The organism is Methylocystis sp. IM3, from assembly GCF_038070105.1.
Taxonomy (GTDB): Bacteria; Pseudomonadota; Alphaproteobacteria; order Rhizobiales; family Beijerinckiaceae; genus Methylocystis.
Window position 1 is genome coordinate 325,488 of sequence record NZ_JBBPBZ010000001.1, and the last position, 14,693, is coordinate 340,180.

Genomic DNA, 14,693 nt, shown 5'->3' on the forward strand with positions numbered 1-14,693 from the left:
GCGAGGCTAATCGGCGAGATCGATCCCTGGAAACATTCATTCATTCACCCTCAGATTGCTCTTGCTTTTTGGTGACATTTCCTTCCTGCGCAGGGAGCGGGGAAAACTGGTAATTCGCCAATGGGACTGTCAGGCAGACGCTTTGGGCTGGCAGCACCTCCCGCCAGTCTTTAATCAGTTGCTTATAGGCCTTTCCGACGGCTCGAGGTTTGCGTTCGAGGTCATAGAGGCCAAGAGGGTTGGTGCGTCCATGGTCCTCACGCAAAGCAATGTCCCAGTCAACCTGATCTGTTAGGGAATACCATGTGAAGCCGACCACCGGCATCCCGCTATTGCGAACTCTGAGAACATTCGCCCATTCTTTGCGGAGCCAACGAACCGCCTCATCGCCTTGCGGCCCCTCCCACGTGTTTGTCTCCGTATGCATGACTGGCAGACGGTAGCGTTCATAATATTGGCGGGTGATTTCGTTATAGCCGAAGATCTCACCGGAAGATGCGGTTCTCCCGTCTGCATCGACGTTATGTTCGCTCGTCTCGTAATAGTCATTTCCCATGATGCAATGACTTTTCAGATGCTCGCTCATGAAAAAATCATATTCCCGAGGCGTCATGCCATTGTCCATAAGGAACCGGTACATTTCCGAGTTGACGCGCCGGCCGTAATTCAGGTCTAGAGAAAGGAACCGACGCTCGTTTAAAATCTCGGCAGGCCCGATCGCTTTTGGATTATTGGCATGAAAATATTCCGAGGACTCGCTTTGGACGAAAATTGCATCTGGTCGAATGGTCAAGATCTCGTGCATCGCGAGGATATTCGCTTTGACCATGTGCTTCAGCGCGGTTACAAATCCGATATCGCTTCGCAACTGTTCGTTCCACCAGCCGTAGGCGGCCGAAAAGGTTGCGCAGACGTACATCTCATTTACCGGCGTATAAAGCTGCACCCAAGGAAATCGTTCCGCAAATGCTCTCGCATACGATGCAAAGAGTCTGGGGAAGTCAGGGTTTTGAAAATTCCCGATCCAGTCCGGTACGCCGAAATGACACAAATCGACGATAGGGACTATTCTCCGCGCCTTGATGTCGCCGAATGCCAAATCGGTAAAATCCCAATCGAAGTGGTTCGGTCCCAGAAAGGTCTTATAGAGTGGCGGCCCATAGCGAAGGGTCCGGATCGTCAGGTCCTCTTGAACGAGAGCAAAATCCTCACGCCAGAAGTCGTAGTGTCTGCACGTCGCCATCTCATCGATACGCTTGCGGCCATTTTCGATGGTCGGGCTGCTGTTTTCTATACCCGTGCTAAACATGAATCGCGACACTCGCCCCACTCCGCGATAGGCCCTCGTACAGAATTACCTATGAAGCGCCAGCCCGATTTACAGGTGTTGGCGGAGAACTTCGCTTGTCGACGAAGGTTATTTTTTATTCTGTCTGTGCTCGTTCGGAAACGCTAAATGTGTTGCGAGGTTGCTAACAACACCCCCGTTCCCCTGGGGAGGGTCATATCTGACCCGGCGGTTTATGGGACGAGGGCTGCCGCCATGAGGAGGTAAATGCGATCCCGTACCAAGCGTCACTGCTGGATCCGGAATCGTCTGGAGGGCGAGGGTTCCGTTGCTTTCAGAACAACAAGAGATGCCCGCGCTCCTGAGCGGCAGCGCGGGCAGTCGGCCAAGTTTCGGTGATCATCACGCCGAACGCATGAAGCCAAGGACGGTCGCGGCAAGGCCGCCGCCCGTTAATACGATCGTGGAGCCAAGAGCCAGCAACGCGACCAGATTCAGGGTAAGATCGGCTTCCCCCGCCACTGCGAGAACCCCAAGAACGATCGCGGTTAGCCCGGCCAGTGCTTGCATGCCCGCCGAACCTGAGGCAATCTCACTCGCGAGAATCTCGCTGCCGCTATACTGACCCTCGCTCTTTACCGACCGCCTCAGCATGTAGAGGCGCCAGACAGCATTGCTGCTCAACACCAAAGCGGTGCCAAAAACAATTGTCGCAATCGGCGTCAACACTGTCGGGTTGATCCCTAGCAGAGCAAGGACGCCGAGGACAATGCCGGCGGCGCCGCCCATGAACACGGCGGTCAGGCTAGTGGCGCCGAATTCGTCAACTGTATCTGCCTTCGACTCGGACGGGAAGACGATTTGAGCAAACTCCGACACCATCGTGCCGCCTTGGATTAGAAGCGCGACGCCGAACACGATGGTTGCGATCGCCACCATCAACTGCACATGAACGCCTGCCAAGCCGACGATAGTGAGCACGATAGTGGCTATTCCGCCGATTGCGTCAATCAGACCGCCGTAGGCGGCGCTTTCGCGATAAGTGGCCTCTCGTGACATCAGCGACATTCGGATCTCCTATTATGCGTGGCCCCCGTTGCTTGCTCAATTAGAGGTGAATCAAAATCAACAAGTCCCACGTCGGGCCAACGACGTAGGGATCTCGAAAATTGTTCGCGAAGCGGTTGTATGCCTGCTTCAGAAAACAGATGGTAAACTGTTTGAAGCACAAGCCTACAAGACGTCGATTTCAGGAGAGTCGTTGGCGTCAAGGATCCGTTCACCGAATCCTCGATCCGATGCGACGAATTGCCTCGAAAATAGGGGACTATGAACCACAAGCGGATTCAAGGGAGGGGCAGCGATGCCGATGATCCTAAATCTCCATTGGACGGACGTGGTTCTCCGCTTGCTCATCACAGTCCTTGCCAGCCTGCTGCTTGGTTTCAACCTAAGCAACACGGGAAGGCAGCTGCAATGAGCACGACGCTTCTGGTCAGCCTAGCTGTGGTCTCTGAGGAGGGTTCACCCGAGCTGAAGGCTTGAGAGTCGTGGTTGCCACACGATGCACTCGGGACTTCTTCGGATGAACAACCCCCATAAGAATGCGCGAATGACGCCGCTTGGTCGAGCGGAAATGGTTCGGCGGATGCAGGAAGGCCAACATAAGAGTGTCCCGACTCTTAATTGGCGACCAATAACTCATGAGGCTTCTGCTTTCCTGAGAGCCTTGCGGGCGCGGCTGACTTTTTCGAGGGATGGCCTCGCTTTTTGCGGTCCATTTATAGGGCTGGGGATTGGCGTTGCGTTCGGCGAGATAGGCGTTGATGTCGTCAACCAGCTTCTTTACCGAGGCAAAGCTGCCCGATCGGATGACATCCTCGGTCAGATCGACGAAGAACCGTTCTACCAAATTGAGCCACGATGATGATGTCGGGGTGAAGTGCATATCGAAGCGCGGGCGCTTGGCGAGCCATGTCTTCACCTTTGGATGCTTGTGGGTCGCGTAGTTGTCAGCGATCAGGTGCAATTCGAAGCTCTTTGGTGTCTCCCGGTCTATCTGCTTGAGAAAGCGCAACCATTCGACATGCGTGTGGCGTTGCTCGGTGCCTGCAGATAGTCGAGCGCCGCGAACAGCGTGGTTGTGCCGTGGCGTCTATAGCCATGCGTGATAGTGCGCGGATGGCCGGGACCGAGCGGCAAACTGGGTTGTGAGCGCTCCAGCGCTTGGCATTGGCTTTTCTCGTCACAACACAGCACCAGTGCATTCGTCGGCGGTTCGAGATAGAGGCCGATCACGTCCCAGAACTTCTTCTCGAAGTCCGTGTCGGTCGACAGCTTGAACGTCCTGGTGACGTGCGGCTTCAAGTCGTTCTTCGTCCAGATGCGCTGCACTGTGCTATGGGAGACGCCGGCATGGCGGCCATGCTGCGCACGCTCCAGCGTTTGCGTCCCTTCGGCGGCTGCGTGACTTGATTGGTCGTGCCATCTCAGTAAGACTTCCGGCAAATCACTCGCAGGACAATAATAGTCGATATTTCAGAGACGGGACACTCTAGAAGTGGCGATAGGTCTGGCCTAGCCTTTCTCCTAGAATGGCGAAAGGAAGCGCCTATGATTCCCGCATCGTCCAGAAATGACCTTTTCACTGGGGCACCGTTCTCGTCGCAATGTTGCTTGTCTTTATCGGAGACGTGCGACGGATCATGAACGCGGACGCGAGCGCGCTGATGGTGCTGACGGTCCTGGCCTTGGGCACGTTCACCGCGGGCCTGAATGGCGTGTGGCGAATGTGTCTAATCGGCGCCCCTCTGGCGCTGGGCGTCCCCCTCATCGCCTGGATCGACGAGGCGACGTTGCTCTATATTATATTGTTGCTGGCGGTGGCCCTAATCGTATATCCGACGATGCTTTTGGTCAACCGCACGCGAACGGCCAAAAAAAAGCGGGCTGACAGGGTCGCGACGCGCGGTGCGTCGCCCGAGCTCGAAGATGGATGCGGCCTCGCTGGGATGCCCGTTGCCTCGATTTTCCTCTTGACGTCGCGATGATAAGAATCGTTGATAAGCTAAGTGCGCGCTTCGCCTCTTTTCGTCGGGTTTTGGTGTGGCGCCATTGGTCGCCTCATGGGTGGATCTTCCTTTATTTCGTATAACGAGTATGGTTTTTGGAGTTCATCGCTATTCCCCTTCTTCCACAACTCGGTTGGGGAATGAAAAGCCGTCCGGTTACCCCGTAGCTGGGCGGCTTTTTTGTTTCTGTTGAGTTAGTTTCATTCCGGTTTGGTCCGGCGCGCCACTGTCCCGCTCGCCGACCGGCCGAGATCATCGTCTATAATTTCGACATCGACGAAGCCGCGCTGGCGGGCGACATCGACCAGATCATACTGGCGCCGCTTGCCCTCCAGGCTGCTCATGACCTGAGATTGCGTCGACTGACGCACATACATGACGGCCTTCCTCTTGAGGACGGCTGCCGGAATCAGCTCACCGCTCGTCATCTTCAAGCTCCGCGACGCTGAGACCCGCGGCCTGCATGAGGATTTGTGCGAGTGTCGTGGCGACTTTGTCCCGTTCGGGGGATTGCAGGCCGTCCAACTTGTTGTCTTCCAATGACAAACTCATCTGCCGGCCCATTGCTGCCGACGGCGTCTCGAGAGACTACATTGTTTTCCTCCGGAACGATTGCGACATCGCTCCGGGAGTCTGCGGCCTTGACCGCGCCTTTCAACCGACGTTGCAGCTCAACGAGCGCGGCCACGTCAACGCGCGGCGCTCCGATCACCATGCCGGCGCAAACCACGGGATCAAGCATCCAGCCGGCGATAGATATCACGACGCCGCTCGGCCCTCGTGCTTGAAGGAATAAGCCAGTTGCGCGCTGCTCAACCCGACGAACCAAAACCTTGCTGCCACAATATGGATGAAAATCGGTAGTGGACTTCCAATTGCTGACCGACATGGGCAGAATGAACGGGTGATGGCCCTCGGGCGCAAGAACTACCTCTTCGCCGGCTCCGATGAAGGCGGCCGCCGCGCCGCAATCATCTACACACTCATCGAAACCGCGCGCCTCAACGACATCGACCCGGAAGCCTGGCTCGCCGACGTCATCGCCGATCACCCAATCAACCGGATCGATGATCTGCCGCCGTGGAAATTGGTGCGCGCGGCTACGAAAGCCATCGCCGCATAGCGATCCGTGGTCATCAGATCACGCTTACTCTGTTCATGCGTCAAGTCGATATCCTCGTGGAGTGCACCCTGTTTTGACCGGACAGGCGGCATAGCCGATAAGGCATAGGCGTAAGCCTATGAATGCGACTATGAGCAACGCCCCGGACACCTCCACCGCACGCGTAGAAGTGATCACTGCAATTCAGCGGCGTCGACGCTGTTCAGCCGCCGAGAAAGTCCGTCTCGTCGAGGAAGCCTCGCGCCCCGGGATGAGCGTATCTTTCGTCGCGCGCCGGGCTGGGATCGTGCCCTCGCAGCTTTTCGCCTGGAAGCGCCGCATGGCCGAAGGCGGCCAGACCGCCGTGGGGGCGGACGAGGATGTCGTCGGCGCGCCTCGAAGCTTCGCGACCTCGAGAAGAACGTCCGCGAGCTGGAGCGGTTACTCGGCAAAAAGACGATGGAGGTCGAAATCCTTCGGGAGGCCCTCGACGCGGCGCGCACAAAAAAATCGATCTTGCGGCTCGTGTCGTAGAACGAGGAGACTTCCCGATGAGCGCCGTCGCCAGAATCCTAGGCGTCGCGCGCTCCAATCTCGCCGAACGCAAGAAGAGCCGGACGAAGCCTCGCGGACGATACCGCAAAGAGGAGGATGCGGCGCTTTTGCCACTGATCCGCGCTCTCGTCGACGAGCGCCCGAGCTAAGGTTATCGGCGCATTTGCGCGTGCTGGCGAACCCGCCGGCCGCGCGCCGACGGCAATCCGCTGATCAACATGAAACGCGTTCTGCCGGAGAGACATCGGACTCATCCTCCCGGCGTATCGTCGCGCAACACGGCGATCGAGGTCTTGATGGTCAGGGCCAAGGGAGCCGCGAGGATAATCCCCGGAACGCCAAAAAGCGTTCCACCCACCAGGAAACAGAAAATAATCACCACCGGACTGAGCGTCGCGGCGGCGCCGAGCACCAATGGGCCAAGCAGCTGGTCGATCGTCAGTCGCAGGAAAATCACATAGACGGCATAGGCGACCACGGGGCCAAGTCCTGTTGCGTTTTGGATGGCGACAAGACCGCCGATGAGCGCCGATGCGCCCGGCCCTAGGACGGGGATCATCTCGAGGAAACCAGTGAGCAAGACGAGAAAGAGGGCGTGCCTCAAGCCGAGCACGAGTCCGAGTCCGACGTAAGCGGCGAGTGTCGTAAAAGCGACGACAATAAGGACGCCAAGGACATACCTCCAGAGCAACGGCCCAAGCCGGGACCAGACTCGCTCGATCATCAGTCGCTTCTCCGGCGGCGCGAGCCAGAGAACGCCCCGCACGATTTCCGGCCCTTGCGCCAGCAGGTAAAATAAGAGCACCAGGACGAGAATTCCTCCGAAAAGGGCGGCGAAGCTCATTGTGGCCAATTCAGTGCGCGGCCGGTTTGGCCAACCCAGTCGCGCAGACTGCTCGTCGCGGACTCTGCAATCTGCGCCGCATCCATGTTTTCTCCCAAAATCACCACCGTCCGGTCGTCGACAAGGCTATGCGCGAGACTCTCCAGTATCGACCGCAGGTCGGTAACGAGGCGCCCGAGCTCGCGCCAAAGCGGCGGAAAGCCCAGCCACCCTGCCGCAAACACGATCGCCAAAAGCGCAACGAAGACGGCGACCGCCGCTCGGAGCCTCGAGAACCCAAATGTGGAGGAAATCCAGTCGACAAACGGATTGCAGAGATAGGCCAACAGGCCAGCGAGGACGAAAGGCAGAAGCGCCCATCGCAACTCATGGAAGACAATCACAGAAATTGCAAAGGCAACGATGAACGCCGCGCCGCTCGCATTCCCTTGCGCCGGGAGTCCAAAAAGCCCGCTTCTTTTCTGTGTCATCGATAGACCCGGTCTTTCCAGATAATCCCGCCATTAATCCACCACTGTAGGCTTTGTGCCGCGATCCAGGCGCCGAGCGAATACCCGAGCGGAAAAAGAAGCCCGTACCACAGGGGAATACCCAAGAAGCGGGCCCCGGTGAGGTGGCGTCCGAATGCGGCCGCGGAGGCCGCGAGCGCAAGGCCGAATGCGCCGCAGGCGAACGGCGCCTGCTGCGCGCATGCGGAAGCGTCTATAAGTGGAACGATGAACGCCGCCCAGGCAAGAAGGAGGGGCCCAATCGCGGTGCAAATTGTGCGGACAGGGCCCCCAAATGTTTCGACGAGATTCTTGGCGAGACCTGCGCTCAGCGCAGCCCAGTTGCGATACATGCGCACGGAGAGCAGCTCGCGCCCGTCAAGAAGGGCGACGCGCCCGCCGTGCCGCTTCAGCCTCCGGGCAAGCGCGACATCCTCGCAGATGGCGCTGGAGACGGCTCGGTGCCCGCCAATCGCAAAATACGCTTCGGCCCGGACGAGGAGAAACTGGCCGGTGACAGCTGTGTCCTCGCACTGTTCCGATTGCAGTCTCTTCATGTCCTGACAAAAGGCCAGGCAATAAAGCCCGCAGGGCAGCACAAGTCTCTCCGTCCATGTTCCCAAAATTTGCTTCGGCGTGAGCGAGAGGAGATCCAGCGATCGCGCCTCGGCCTGCTTGACCGCAGTGGCCAACAGCCCGGGCTCCGCCACGACGTCGGCGTCGATAAAACATATCCATTCCGGCGATTGCGGGATATCCTGCGTCGCGCCGATCCAGCATGCGTGCGATTTCCCAACCCAGCGCGGTGGCAGCGGCGGACTGGCAAAAGCGCAAAAGCCTTCGTGTCGAGACGTCACCGCGTGCGCGATACGCCAAGTGTCGTCGCTCGAATGGTCGTCGATGACTCGAACGAAAAGGCGCGATCTGGGATAGGTCTGGCGCGATAGCCCATCGATGCAGGCAGCGATATTGAGGGACTCGTTTCGCGCCGGCACGACGACGAGAACGCTCGCATCCGACGGCGGCGGCGACGATACATTTCCGCGCGCGTCCGGAAGGAGCTGGCGTTGCGCTATCGCTCGGCAGATCAAAACGGCGACGGCGGCCGCCCAAATGCAGGTAATGACAAGCTCCATTCCGCTTCCTCGTTCGGACAAAGAGTGAAAGCATCCATCGCAATTCATGCGAGTTGAGGACAACGAGCCCAAAGGCGTTTTCGGTCGCCGCGGCGCTCGATGTCCCCTGCTAATATCGCCTCGTTCGCCATCGATGGGGCCGAGCGGCGCGGCCCGAAAAAAATGATCGCGCGAACGATCAGCGCTGTATCGCGCCGAGGATCATCGCCGTCAGCGCGCCGCCCGTGACGACCAGCGTTGCTCCGAGTTCCAGCAGCGTCACGAGAATAAGCGCTGGGTGATTAAGGCCGGCCAGCACGAGGATTCCGAGCACAATCGCCGCGAGGCCCGCGAGCGACTGGCCAACAGCCGATCCGGTCGCGATCTGCGACACGAGAATGTCGCTACCCGCGAAACCGCGTGCACCGAGAACTCTCGCCTGCGCGGTGTGTCGCATCGCATGGAGTTGGGGAAGCAAGCTGCTTCCAAGGATCATGGCGACCCCATAGGCGATCACGGCGGCGGGGAGCATGGAGCCGGCGCCGATGCCCAGCAGAGCGAGAATGCCAAGCACGATCCCTGCCGCGCCAATAAGAAGAACGGCGGCTACATTGCCGCCCGGCTCCATTGCAAAGGAGCTGCCGCTGGCTGTCGCGATTTGCGTGAATGCCGCCACGCAGGCGCTAGCCTGGAGGAGCAAGGCCACGCCGAACACGATCGTCGCCGCGGCGACCATGACCGGCGGATTGATATTCACCAGGCCACAGATCGCCAGGACCGCGGTGGCGAGTCCACCAATGGCGTCGACCAATCCACCGAGAGCGACCGTAGTATTTTCTTGCATGGGAGTTTCAGGTGCGATTGACATTTCTTCGATCCTTCCAGCATTTTCCGACCCGGAACACAGCTAACGCAGTCCGTCGTCCCGCCAAAGCTTACGCGCAACTGACGCACGATTACCCATGAGCGAAATTGGACGCGCGAGCAGCGCCATCACGGTCACCGCGATCCGGCTCCCCAAAGCGAGCGTGAACGCCGCGACCACAATAGCGATGAGATTGAGCGCAAGATCATTTGGCCCGCCGGCCATGGCGATAGCGCCAAGCGCGCCCGAGGCAAGTCCGGAGAGCGCCACTCCGGCCGCATAATTGCCGATCGAATTGAAGGCGCCGCGTCGCCGCAATCGTTCGGCGCCGTGCGTCGCGCCGACGAGTCTGAGCGAGGAGAGCTCCCAGGCGATATTGCTCTTCAAAACGACGCCCGCGCCAAAAATCACGCTTGCGAGAGGCGTCAGGACCGCGGGATCGGCGCCAAAGAGCGCAAAAATCGCGAGCGCCGCGCCCATGACACCGGCGACGAGAACCGAGAAGCGCAGCGGGCCGCTCGAGGCCCCAACGCCATCGGCGATAATTTGATCGTAATCGCGCAGGTTTCTCGCGCCATTCGCCGCTAGCGCCACGCCGAACACGATGGTGGCGACTGCGGCCATGATTGGCGCATAAATTCCGACGAGTCCGCAGATCGCTAACACGGCCGCGCCGAGGCTCGCGATCGCTTCGAAGATTTCCGAGGCGACGCCTCCTGGCGCATCATCAAGAGAAGGCCGCATTTATGCCCCCTTATGCCCTCGGCCGCGTCAGGCTTTGCATCATCAGCCCGAGGCCGCCGCCCGAGACCATGGCGCCGGCGCCGAGAATGAGCAGCGCCACGAGAATGAGCGAGAGGCTGCTCGCCATCTTGTCCATCTGCACGAGCGCCAGAACGCCGAGCACGAGCGACGCTAGTCCGGCGATCGCCGGCACGCTTTCCTCAGAGGCAGCCCCTTCCGCCGAACCCGCGTCGAGCAGAAGCGAACCGCTGCCGTTGCTCAAAACGAAGGCGACGCCGAAGGCGATGACGGCGACCGCCGCCGAAATTTGCGGGGCAATGCCGAGAAGCGCGAGAATCCCGAGGGTGACGCCCCCGAAGCCAGCCAGCAACAGCGCCGCGAGGCCGCCGCCATATTCGCTCACTAGGGCGAGATCCGCATTGGGGTCCCTGGCCGCCAAGGAAATGCCCGATATGATCATCCCGGAGCGGGCGACCAGCTCCACGCCCAACACTACCACGGCGGCTGACGTCAGTATCGGCGGATAAACGCCCGCAAGGCCGCAGATCGCAAGGACCACCGTCGCAACGCCGGCCGCTGCGTCCAACAGCCCGACCCCAGCCGCTCCCTTATATGATCGGGTTTCGCGGAAGGTGATAGACATAGGCTTCACTCCATTGCCAATGGGCGCGACGCCGGCCCATCGTGGAACGGCTGATCACTAGTGTGGGACCATGAATCCCACTGGCAAGCGAGGCGGCGGGTGGAAAATATTGGTTCCAATTGCGCAGTCTGCCTACACGACCCCGAGCAGCGCTCTTGACGTTCGGCAACGTTCGCGCGCAGCGGTGCGCGTGGAACCGGCCCGCGACGAAAAGGTTCACAGCAAGTGGCGGGCCGCGAACAAGTCAGAGCATCAGGCTGCTGGGATGACGACGACGGCCACAGAATTTAAAAAACGCGCGGCGATATTCATCTGCCTGGCGCTTGCGCCGGTTCTGGTCTGGTATCTCTTCGACGTGATTTTGATCACGGTTGGCGCCTTGCTGGTCGCCACACTGTTGAGCTTGGGCGCGGCTCCGTTCCGCAAGATAAAGCTCCCGTACAGCCTCGCGCTCATGCTCTCCGGACTGCTGATCGTCAGCGTCATTGGCGGCGCCGGCTATCTGTTCGGCTCCGGCGTGATCTCTGATCTCGACGTGGTGCTCGGCCGGATCGAGGACGCGAGGCACAGCGCCGTGGCGGCAATGCAAGGGTCGCCTTTCGGCCAGACGATCATGCGTCATCTTGAAAATGCAAATGTTCCGGTCGGCCAGCTTGTCGGCGGCGTTTTTCGCGTCAGCGCGACGTTTTTCCTGGCGATTCTGGTGACGATTTTCGCTGGCGTCTATCTCGCCGCGCAGCCCTCGCTCTATCGCGCGGGAATATTCAAGCTCTCTCCCCATGGCTGGCGGAACCAAATGAACGACATCCTCGATCACCTCGGGGACGGGCTGCGCCTCTGGCTACTTGGCCAGCTCGTTCAAATGTTCATTATCGGCGCTCTTACCGGCACGGCCGTTCTGCTCATCGGGCTTCCCTCCCCGCTCGCGCTCGGCGTAATTGCCGGCGTCCTGGAGTTCATTCCTTATCTCGGCCCGATCCTCTCGGCGTTGCCGGCCATACTGGTCGCGGTCACGGTGAATGTTCCCGCAGTCATCTGGACGATCGTCGCCTATCTTCTCATCCACCAGGCCGAAGGCCAGCTGGTCATGCCCCTGATCCAGAGGCAAATGACCTATATCCCCCCTGCCGTGATGCTGCTGAGCATTGCAACGATAACGGCGCTGTTCGGGTGGATCGGCGCAATCTTCGCGGCGCCGATCACCGTGATCCTCTTCGTGCTCGTCAGTAAGCTTTACGTGCGCGACATGCTCGGAGAGCGGACGTCGCTTCCCGGCGAAAAATGACGTAGCCTCATCGGGAGGCGCGCGGTTTCTTGTGATGATGACGCGTCCAGCGGCTGGTCCTTGGATGGGTTTGGGTCGCAACGGCGCGCGACTTTCTACCGCGGCTTTTTCCGCGGCTGTCCAACACAAGCGTCAACGGTGTCGATTTCAGGATACGATTCGATTGGACTTTCAATTTATTTTGTGGCCGACCTTCGTCGTATCGTCGTTGCGCGCGCCGTTACCAAATAGGGCTGTTTTGCGCCATAATCATTCACGCCTTAACGAGCAAGCGAATGTTAAAGCTCGCGTGATTTTAGCCTCGAAGGGTGGAGGCATATAGCGGCTGGCTGTCAATCAGACAAGCCCAATATTCTGGATCCGCCCCCAGGTGCTTTTGGTTCCCCATATCCCGGACCGAAGCGCCTCGAGCTGGACGATCTGACTGTGGTCCACGAAGAGATTCACCTCATTGCCGTAGTTCTTGACGTACCACTCGAAGACAGGCGGATCTGCGGCTTCGAACATCACCTTATCGAGTCCGAGTTGCTCGATGATCGCGGCCGCCACGCCCGTGCGCCAAGCTGTAACGCTCTCGGTGATGCCTTCGCTCTCGATCATGAGGATGTCCGCGCCCGCGGCGAGCAGCGCTCTGCCCTGGGCGATCAGCCAGCCGACGTCTTTCGTCCCCTCGGCTTCAAGTTCGGCCGCCGCGGTCGCGCCGCCCGCGCCGAACTGAATCCCGAGTTCCGGCTTCGCTTTCAATCCGGCCTTCTTGACCGCCTCGACGAGCCGCAACATGCTGTCCATTGGCAGGCTGATGAAGCCCGCCGAGATTTCAATTATGTCAAAGCCAAGTGTCTTCGCCTCTTCGATGTAGTGGGCGACTGCCTCCGGCCCGAAACGCAGGACATTCTCGATCCATCCCCCGCTCGAGACGTAGACTTCGTGATCATGGGCGACCTTGTTGATCGCCTTTACGGCCTCAGGGGGCATGAGCGCGAACGAGCCGCCCGCATATTTGACGCCGTCGACCCAAGCGCCCATGGTCTCGAGCACATCGGCGAGATGGCGCGGCCCATAGGCGCTGTAGTAAGGCCCGCGAATTTCCGTCAGGCCAGTTTTCCGGGGTTTTTCGGAGCGGGCGGCGCGCGGAATGAAGGAGAAGGTCGTTTCCGTCATGATGGCTCACCATTTTGCGGGAGGGTGGCCGCGCCAGCGCAGGCCAGGAGCTTCGTGAGATCGTCGAGGGGCCGCTCGTCGAGGCCATGAACGACACCGACGACTTCTTCCGCCCATTGTGGTGGAGCGAACGGTTTCACCAGGAAATCGAACTTTGCGCGCGCGTCGGCCCAGTCGAAGGGATCGGTGTTGTAACCGCGATAATCGTCGCGCGACGCGCGCAGCCTCGCGCCGTCCGCGAATTCGATCTCAAGCCGGGCGGGAAGCCTTGCGGGAAACAGGGCCGACAAGGCGGGAACGGGCGTCACGGTCACCTTGCGCAGCAGCCGTTGCACATCCGGCGCGACGATGCGCGTCCGCTCAAACTGCTCTGGCTGCACCCTACCGTCGATGAGCGCGACAGCGAGCAGATAGGGGAGACTATGGTCGGCCTCCTCCTTCGTGCCGACGGCATGCCGGTCGCCCTCCTCGCCACCGCCGATGATCTGATAGGCGACGGCGAAGGTTTCGAGCCTTACGGCTTTTATGGCGTCTGCGTGGAAGCCGGGCGGGGCGCGAAGGTCGAGCACCGCCTCGATGGCGGTTTGCGCATGGATCTCGGCGTTGTGCTTCTTCAGCGCCGTTTGTCTGACGTTTTCGAGATCTTCCTCGAGCCAACGGATCTCGAAGGGTCCGCTGATCGTCTCCTTGAAGCCCTTGTTTCCTTCGAAGACAGCCCGCGGCCCGGTGACGCCATGGGCCGCGAGGAGCGCGGCGTGGGTCGCCGCCATGGCCATGTTCGGATAAGCGAGCCCCTTCCAATTCGACAAGGCCCCGGTACGCGTGACTCTGAGAGCAATATTGGCTGCGCCGCTGATGGCGATAGCGTTCGCAATTTGATTGCGCGGCAGACGCAACGCCTTGGCGACCCCTGCCGCCGCCGCATAGGCGCCTTGCGTCGTATGGTCGAAGCCTTTCTGACGCACCGGGGCCACGTCGCTCAGGCGTGTTTGAATTTGGTAGGCGATCGCCAGCGCGGTCAGAAATTCGGCGCCGCTTGCGCGCGCCATTTCGCCGGCGGCCATCACAGCCGCGAGATTATCCGACGGATGGCAGGTTTCGCCTCTGGCGATGTAGCTGTCCATGAAATCGAGATAGCGGCTGAGCGCGCCGTTGTAGAAAGCCGCTCGGTCGGGCGCCGTCATCCCGCCGCCGATCAGCGTCGCAAGCGGCGAACCGCCAAGCTTGTCGGTCAAGTCGCGGATCGCCCGCAAGGGCGCCGCGCCGAGCGCCCCGACAGCAACGCCGACGGTGTCGAGGACGCGTATCTTGAGCTGCGCGATTGCCTTATTGCTAAGGTCGCTGAATTGCGCGCGTTCGACGAAGGCTGCAAGTTCGCCAGCTTCGGTCACCGACGGACACCTCCCAGGCTGATAAAATGGCTTTGAGCTTGTCCACTCGCATGGATGGGACGCTATTTAGGACGGCGAGGGGCGTGTTCTAGCGAGCAGTGCTTGGAAGATATCTCTCCACGCGACGAGTCACCCTCCAGT

The 14,693-nt window shown here is 59.9% G+C and carries 13 protein-coding genes and 4 pseudogenes; 4 read left to right on the plus strand and 13 right to left on the minus strand.

The window, feature by feature from the left end:
- Window positions 1–40: 40 nt before the first annotated feature.
- The 3 genes and pseudogenes from WOC76_RS01570 to WOC76_RS01580 form a co-directional block, all read right to left on the minus strand.
- The gene (locus tag WOC76_RS01570) at window positions 41–1,309 is read right to left on the minus strand and encodes a family 1 glycosylhydrolase (RefSeq protein ID WP_445928450.1); all 1,269 of its coding nucleotides are present in this window, start codon (window positions 1,307–1,309) and stop codon (window positions 41–43) included.
- 381 nt (window positions 1,310–1,690) lie between these two features.
- Entirely contained in the window at window positions 1,691–2,356 is a 666-nt protein-coding gene (locus tag WOC76_RS01575) for a hypothetical protein (RefSeq protein ID WP_341102413.1), read from the minus strand.
- Between the two features lie 633 nt (window positions 2,357–2,989).
- A pseudogene (locus WOC76_RS01580) lies at window positions 2,990–3,762 on the minus strand (IS630 family transposase); the annotation flags it as partial.
- A 231-nt stretch (window positions 3,763–3,993) separates the two neighbouring features.
- Here WOC76_RS01580 and WOC76_RS01585 point away from each other — a divergent pair.
- A complete protein-coding gene (locus WOC76_RS01585) occupies window positions 3,994–4,338 on the plus strand; it encodes a hypothetical protein (protein ID WP_341431240.1) in 345 nt (114 codons plus the stop codon).
- A gap of 239 nt (window positions 4,339–4,577) precedes the next feature.
- On the opposite strand, the pseudogene WOC76_RS01590 reads toward WOC76_RS01585, so the two are convergent.
- Together WOC76_RS01590 and WOC76_RS01595 are read right to left on the minus strand one after the other, a co-directional pair.
- A pseudogene (locus WOC76_RS01590) lies at window positions 4,578–4,787 on the minus strand (recombinase family protein); the annotation flags it as partial.
- Window positions 4,774–4,923, minus strand: a complete 150-nt coding sequence (locus tag WOC76_RS01595; protein ID WP_341102418.1) for a hypothetical protein — start codon at window positions 4,921–4,923, stop codon at window positions 4,774–4,776. The pseudogene WOC76_RS01590 and the gene WOC76_RS01595, both read right to left, overlap by 14 nt.
- Window positions 4,924–5,260: 337 nt before the next feature.
- Between WOC76_RS01595 and WOC76_RS01600 the strand changes: the two are divergent.
- Window positions 5,261–5,482 (plus strand): annotated as a pseudogene (locus WOC76_RS01600) (transposase domain-containing protein); the annotation flags it as partial.
- Between the two features lie 140 nt (window positions 5,483–5,622).
- Window positions 5,623–6,249 (plus strand): annotated as a pseudogene (locus tag WOC76_RS01605) (transposase); the annotation flags it as partial.
- A 17-nt stretch (window positions 6,250–6,266) separates the two neighbouring features.
- Here the strand turns inward: WOC76_RS01605 and WOC76_RS01610 are convergent.
- From WOC76_RS01610 to WOC76_RS01635, 6 genes are all read right to left on the minus strand, one after another.
- Window positions 6,267–6,860: an AI-2E family transporter gene (locus tag WOC76_RS01610; protein WP_341102421.1), complete on the minus strand. Its 594-nt coding sequence runs from the start codon at window positions 6,858–6,860 to the stop codon at window positions 6,267–6,269.
- Window positions 6,857–7,330: an AI-2E family transporter gene (locus WOC76_RS01615; RefSeq protein WP_341102424.1), complete on the minus strand. Its 474-nt coding sequence runs from the start codon at window positions 7,328–7,330 to the stop codon at window positions 6,857–6,859. The genes WOC76_RS01610 and WOC76_RS01615 overlap by 4 nt, the downstream gene beginning before the upstream one ends.
- Window positions 7,327–8,484 carry a glycosyltransferase gene (locus WOC76_RS01620; protein ID WP_341102426.1) on the minus strand — a complete coding sequence of 386 codons (1,158 nt, stop codon included), beginning with the start codon at window positions 8,482–8,484 and terminating at the stop codon, window positions 7,327–7,329. Before WOC76_RS01620 ends, WOC76_RS01615 begins: the two co-directional genes overlap by 4 nt.
- 178 nt (window positions 8,485–8,662) lie before the next feature.
- Complete coding sequence (locus WOC76_RS01625; RefSeq protein ID WP_341102429.1) at window positions 8,663–9,307, minus strand: hypothetical protein; 645 nt, start codon at window positions 9,305–9,307, stop codon at window positions 8,663–8,665.
- Window positions 9,308–9,370: 63 nt separating this feature from the next.
- Window positions 9,371–10,072 (minus strand): hypothetical protein, encoded by a 702-nt coding sequence (locus WOC76_RS01630; protein ID WP_341102432.1) that lies wholly within the window; start codon window positions 10,070–10,072, stop codon window positions 9,371–9,373.
- A 10-nt stretch (window positions 10,073–10,082) separates the two neighbouring features.
- On the minus strand, window positions 10,083–10,715 hold the full coding sequence (locus WOC76_RS01635) for a hypothetical protein (protein WP_341102434.1): 633 nt from the start codon (window positions 10,713–10,715) through the stop codon (window positions 10,083–10,085).
- Window positions 10,716–10,980: 265 nt separating this feature from the next.
- Here WOC76_RS01635 and WOC76_RS01640 point away from each other — a divergent pair, with 265 nt between their 5' ends.
- Window positions 10,981–12,000, plus strand: coding sequence for an AI-2E family transporter (locus tag WOC76_RS01640; protein WP_341102437.1), 1,020 nt, complete (start codon window positions 10,981–10,983; stop codon window positions 11,998–12,000).
- 336 nt (window positions 12,001–12,336) lie between these two features.
- Here WOC76_RS01640 and WOC76_RS01645 read toward each other — a convergent pair whose 3' ends face one another.
- Complete coding sequence (locus WOC76_RS01645) at window positions 12,337–13,161, minus strand: phosphosulfolactate synthase (protein WP_341102440.1); 825 nt, start codon at window positions 13,159–13,161, stop codon at window positions 12,337–12,339.
- Window positions 13,158–14,552 carry an MmgE/PrpD family protein gene (locus WOC76_RS01650; protein WP_341102442.1) on the minus strand — a complete coding sequence of 465 codons (1,395 nt, stop codon included), beginning with the start codon at window positions 14,550–14,552 and terminating at the stop codon, window positions 13,158–13,160. The genes WOC76_RS01645 and WOC76_RS01650 overlap by 4 nt, the downstream gene beginning before the upstream one ends.
- Window positions 14,553–14,693 lie beyond the last annotated feature (141 nt).

Excerpts from the sequence above, each read along its gene's own strand:
- WOC76_RS01570 (WP_445928450.1), bottom strand. The coding sequence starts at position 1,309 with ATGTTTAGCACGGGTATAGAAAACAGCAGCCCGACCATCGAAAATGGC.
- WOC76_RS01575 (WP_341102413.1), bottom strand. The coding sequence starts at position 2,356 with ATGTCGCTGATGTCACGAGAGGCCACTTATCGCGAAAGCGCCGCCTAC.
- WOC76_RS01585 (WP_341431240.1), top strand. The coding sequence starts at position 3,994 with ATGAACGCGGACGCGAGCGCGCTGATGGTGCTGACGGTCCTGGCCTTG.
- WOC76_RS01595 (WP_341102418.1), bottom strand. The coding sequence starts at position 4,923 with ATGGGCCGGCAGATGAGTTTGTCATTGGAAGACAACAAGTTGGACGGC.
- WOC76_RS01610 (WP_341102421.1), bottom strand. The coding sequence starts at position 6,860 with ATGAGCTTCGCCGCCCTTTTCGGAGGAATTCTCGTCCTGGTGCTCTTA.
- WOC76_RS01615 (WP_341102424.1), bottom strand. The coding sequence starts at position 7,330 with ATGACACAGAAAAGAAGCGGGCTTTTTGGACTCCCGGCGCAAGGGAAT.
- WOC76_RS01620 (WP_341102426.1), bottom strand. The coding sequence starts at position 8,484 with ATGGAGCTTGTCATTACCTGCATTTGGGCGGCCGCCGTCGCCGTTTTG.
- WOC76_RS01625 (WP_341102429.1), bottom strand. The coding sequence starts at position 9,307 with ATGCAAGAAAATACTACGGTCGCTCTCGGTGGATTGGTCGACGCCATT.
- WOC76_RS01630 (WP_341102432.1), bottom strand. The coding sequence starts at position 10,072 with ATGCGGCCTTCTCTTGATGATGCGCCAGGAGGCGTCGCCTCGGAAATC.
- WOC76_RS01635 (WP_341102434.1), bottom strand. The coding sequence starts at position 10,715 with ATGTCTATCACCTTCCGCGAAACCCGATCATATAAGGGAGCGGCTGGG.
- WOC76_RS01640 (WP_341102437.1), top strand. The coding sequence starts at position 10,981 with ATGACGACGACGGCCACAGAATTTAAAAAACGCGCGGCGATATTCATC.
- WOC76_RS01645 (WP_341102440.1), bottom strand. The coding sequence starts at position 13,161 with ATGACGGAAACGACCTTCTCCTTCATTCCGCGCGCCGCCCGCTCCGAA.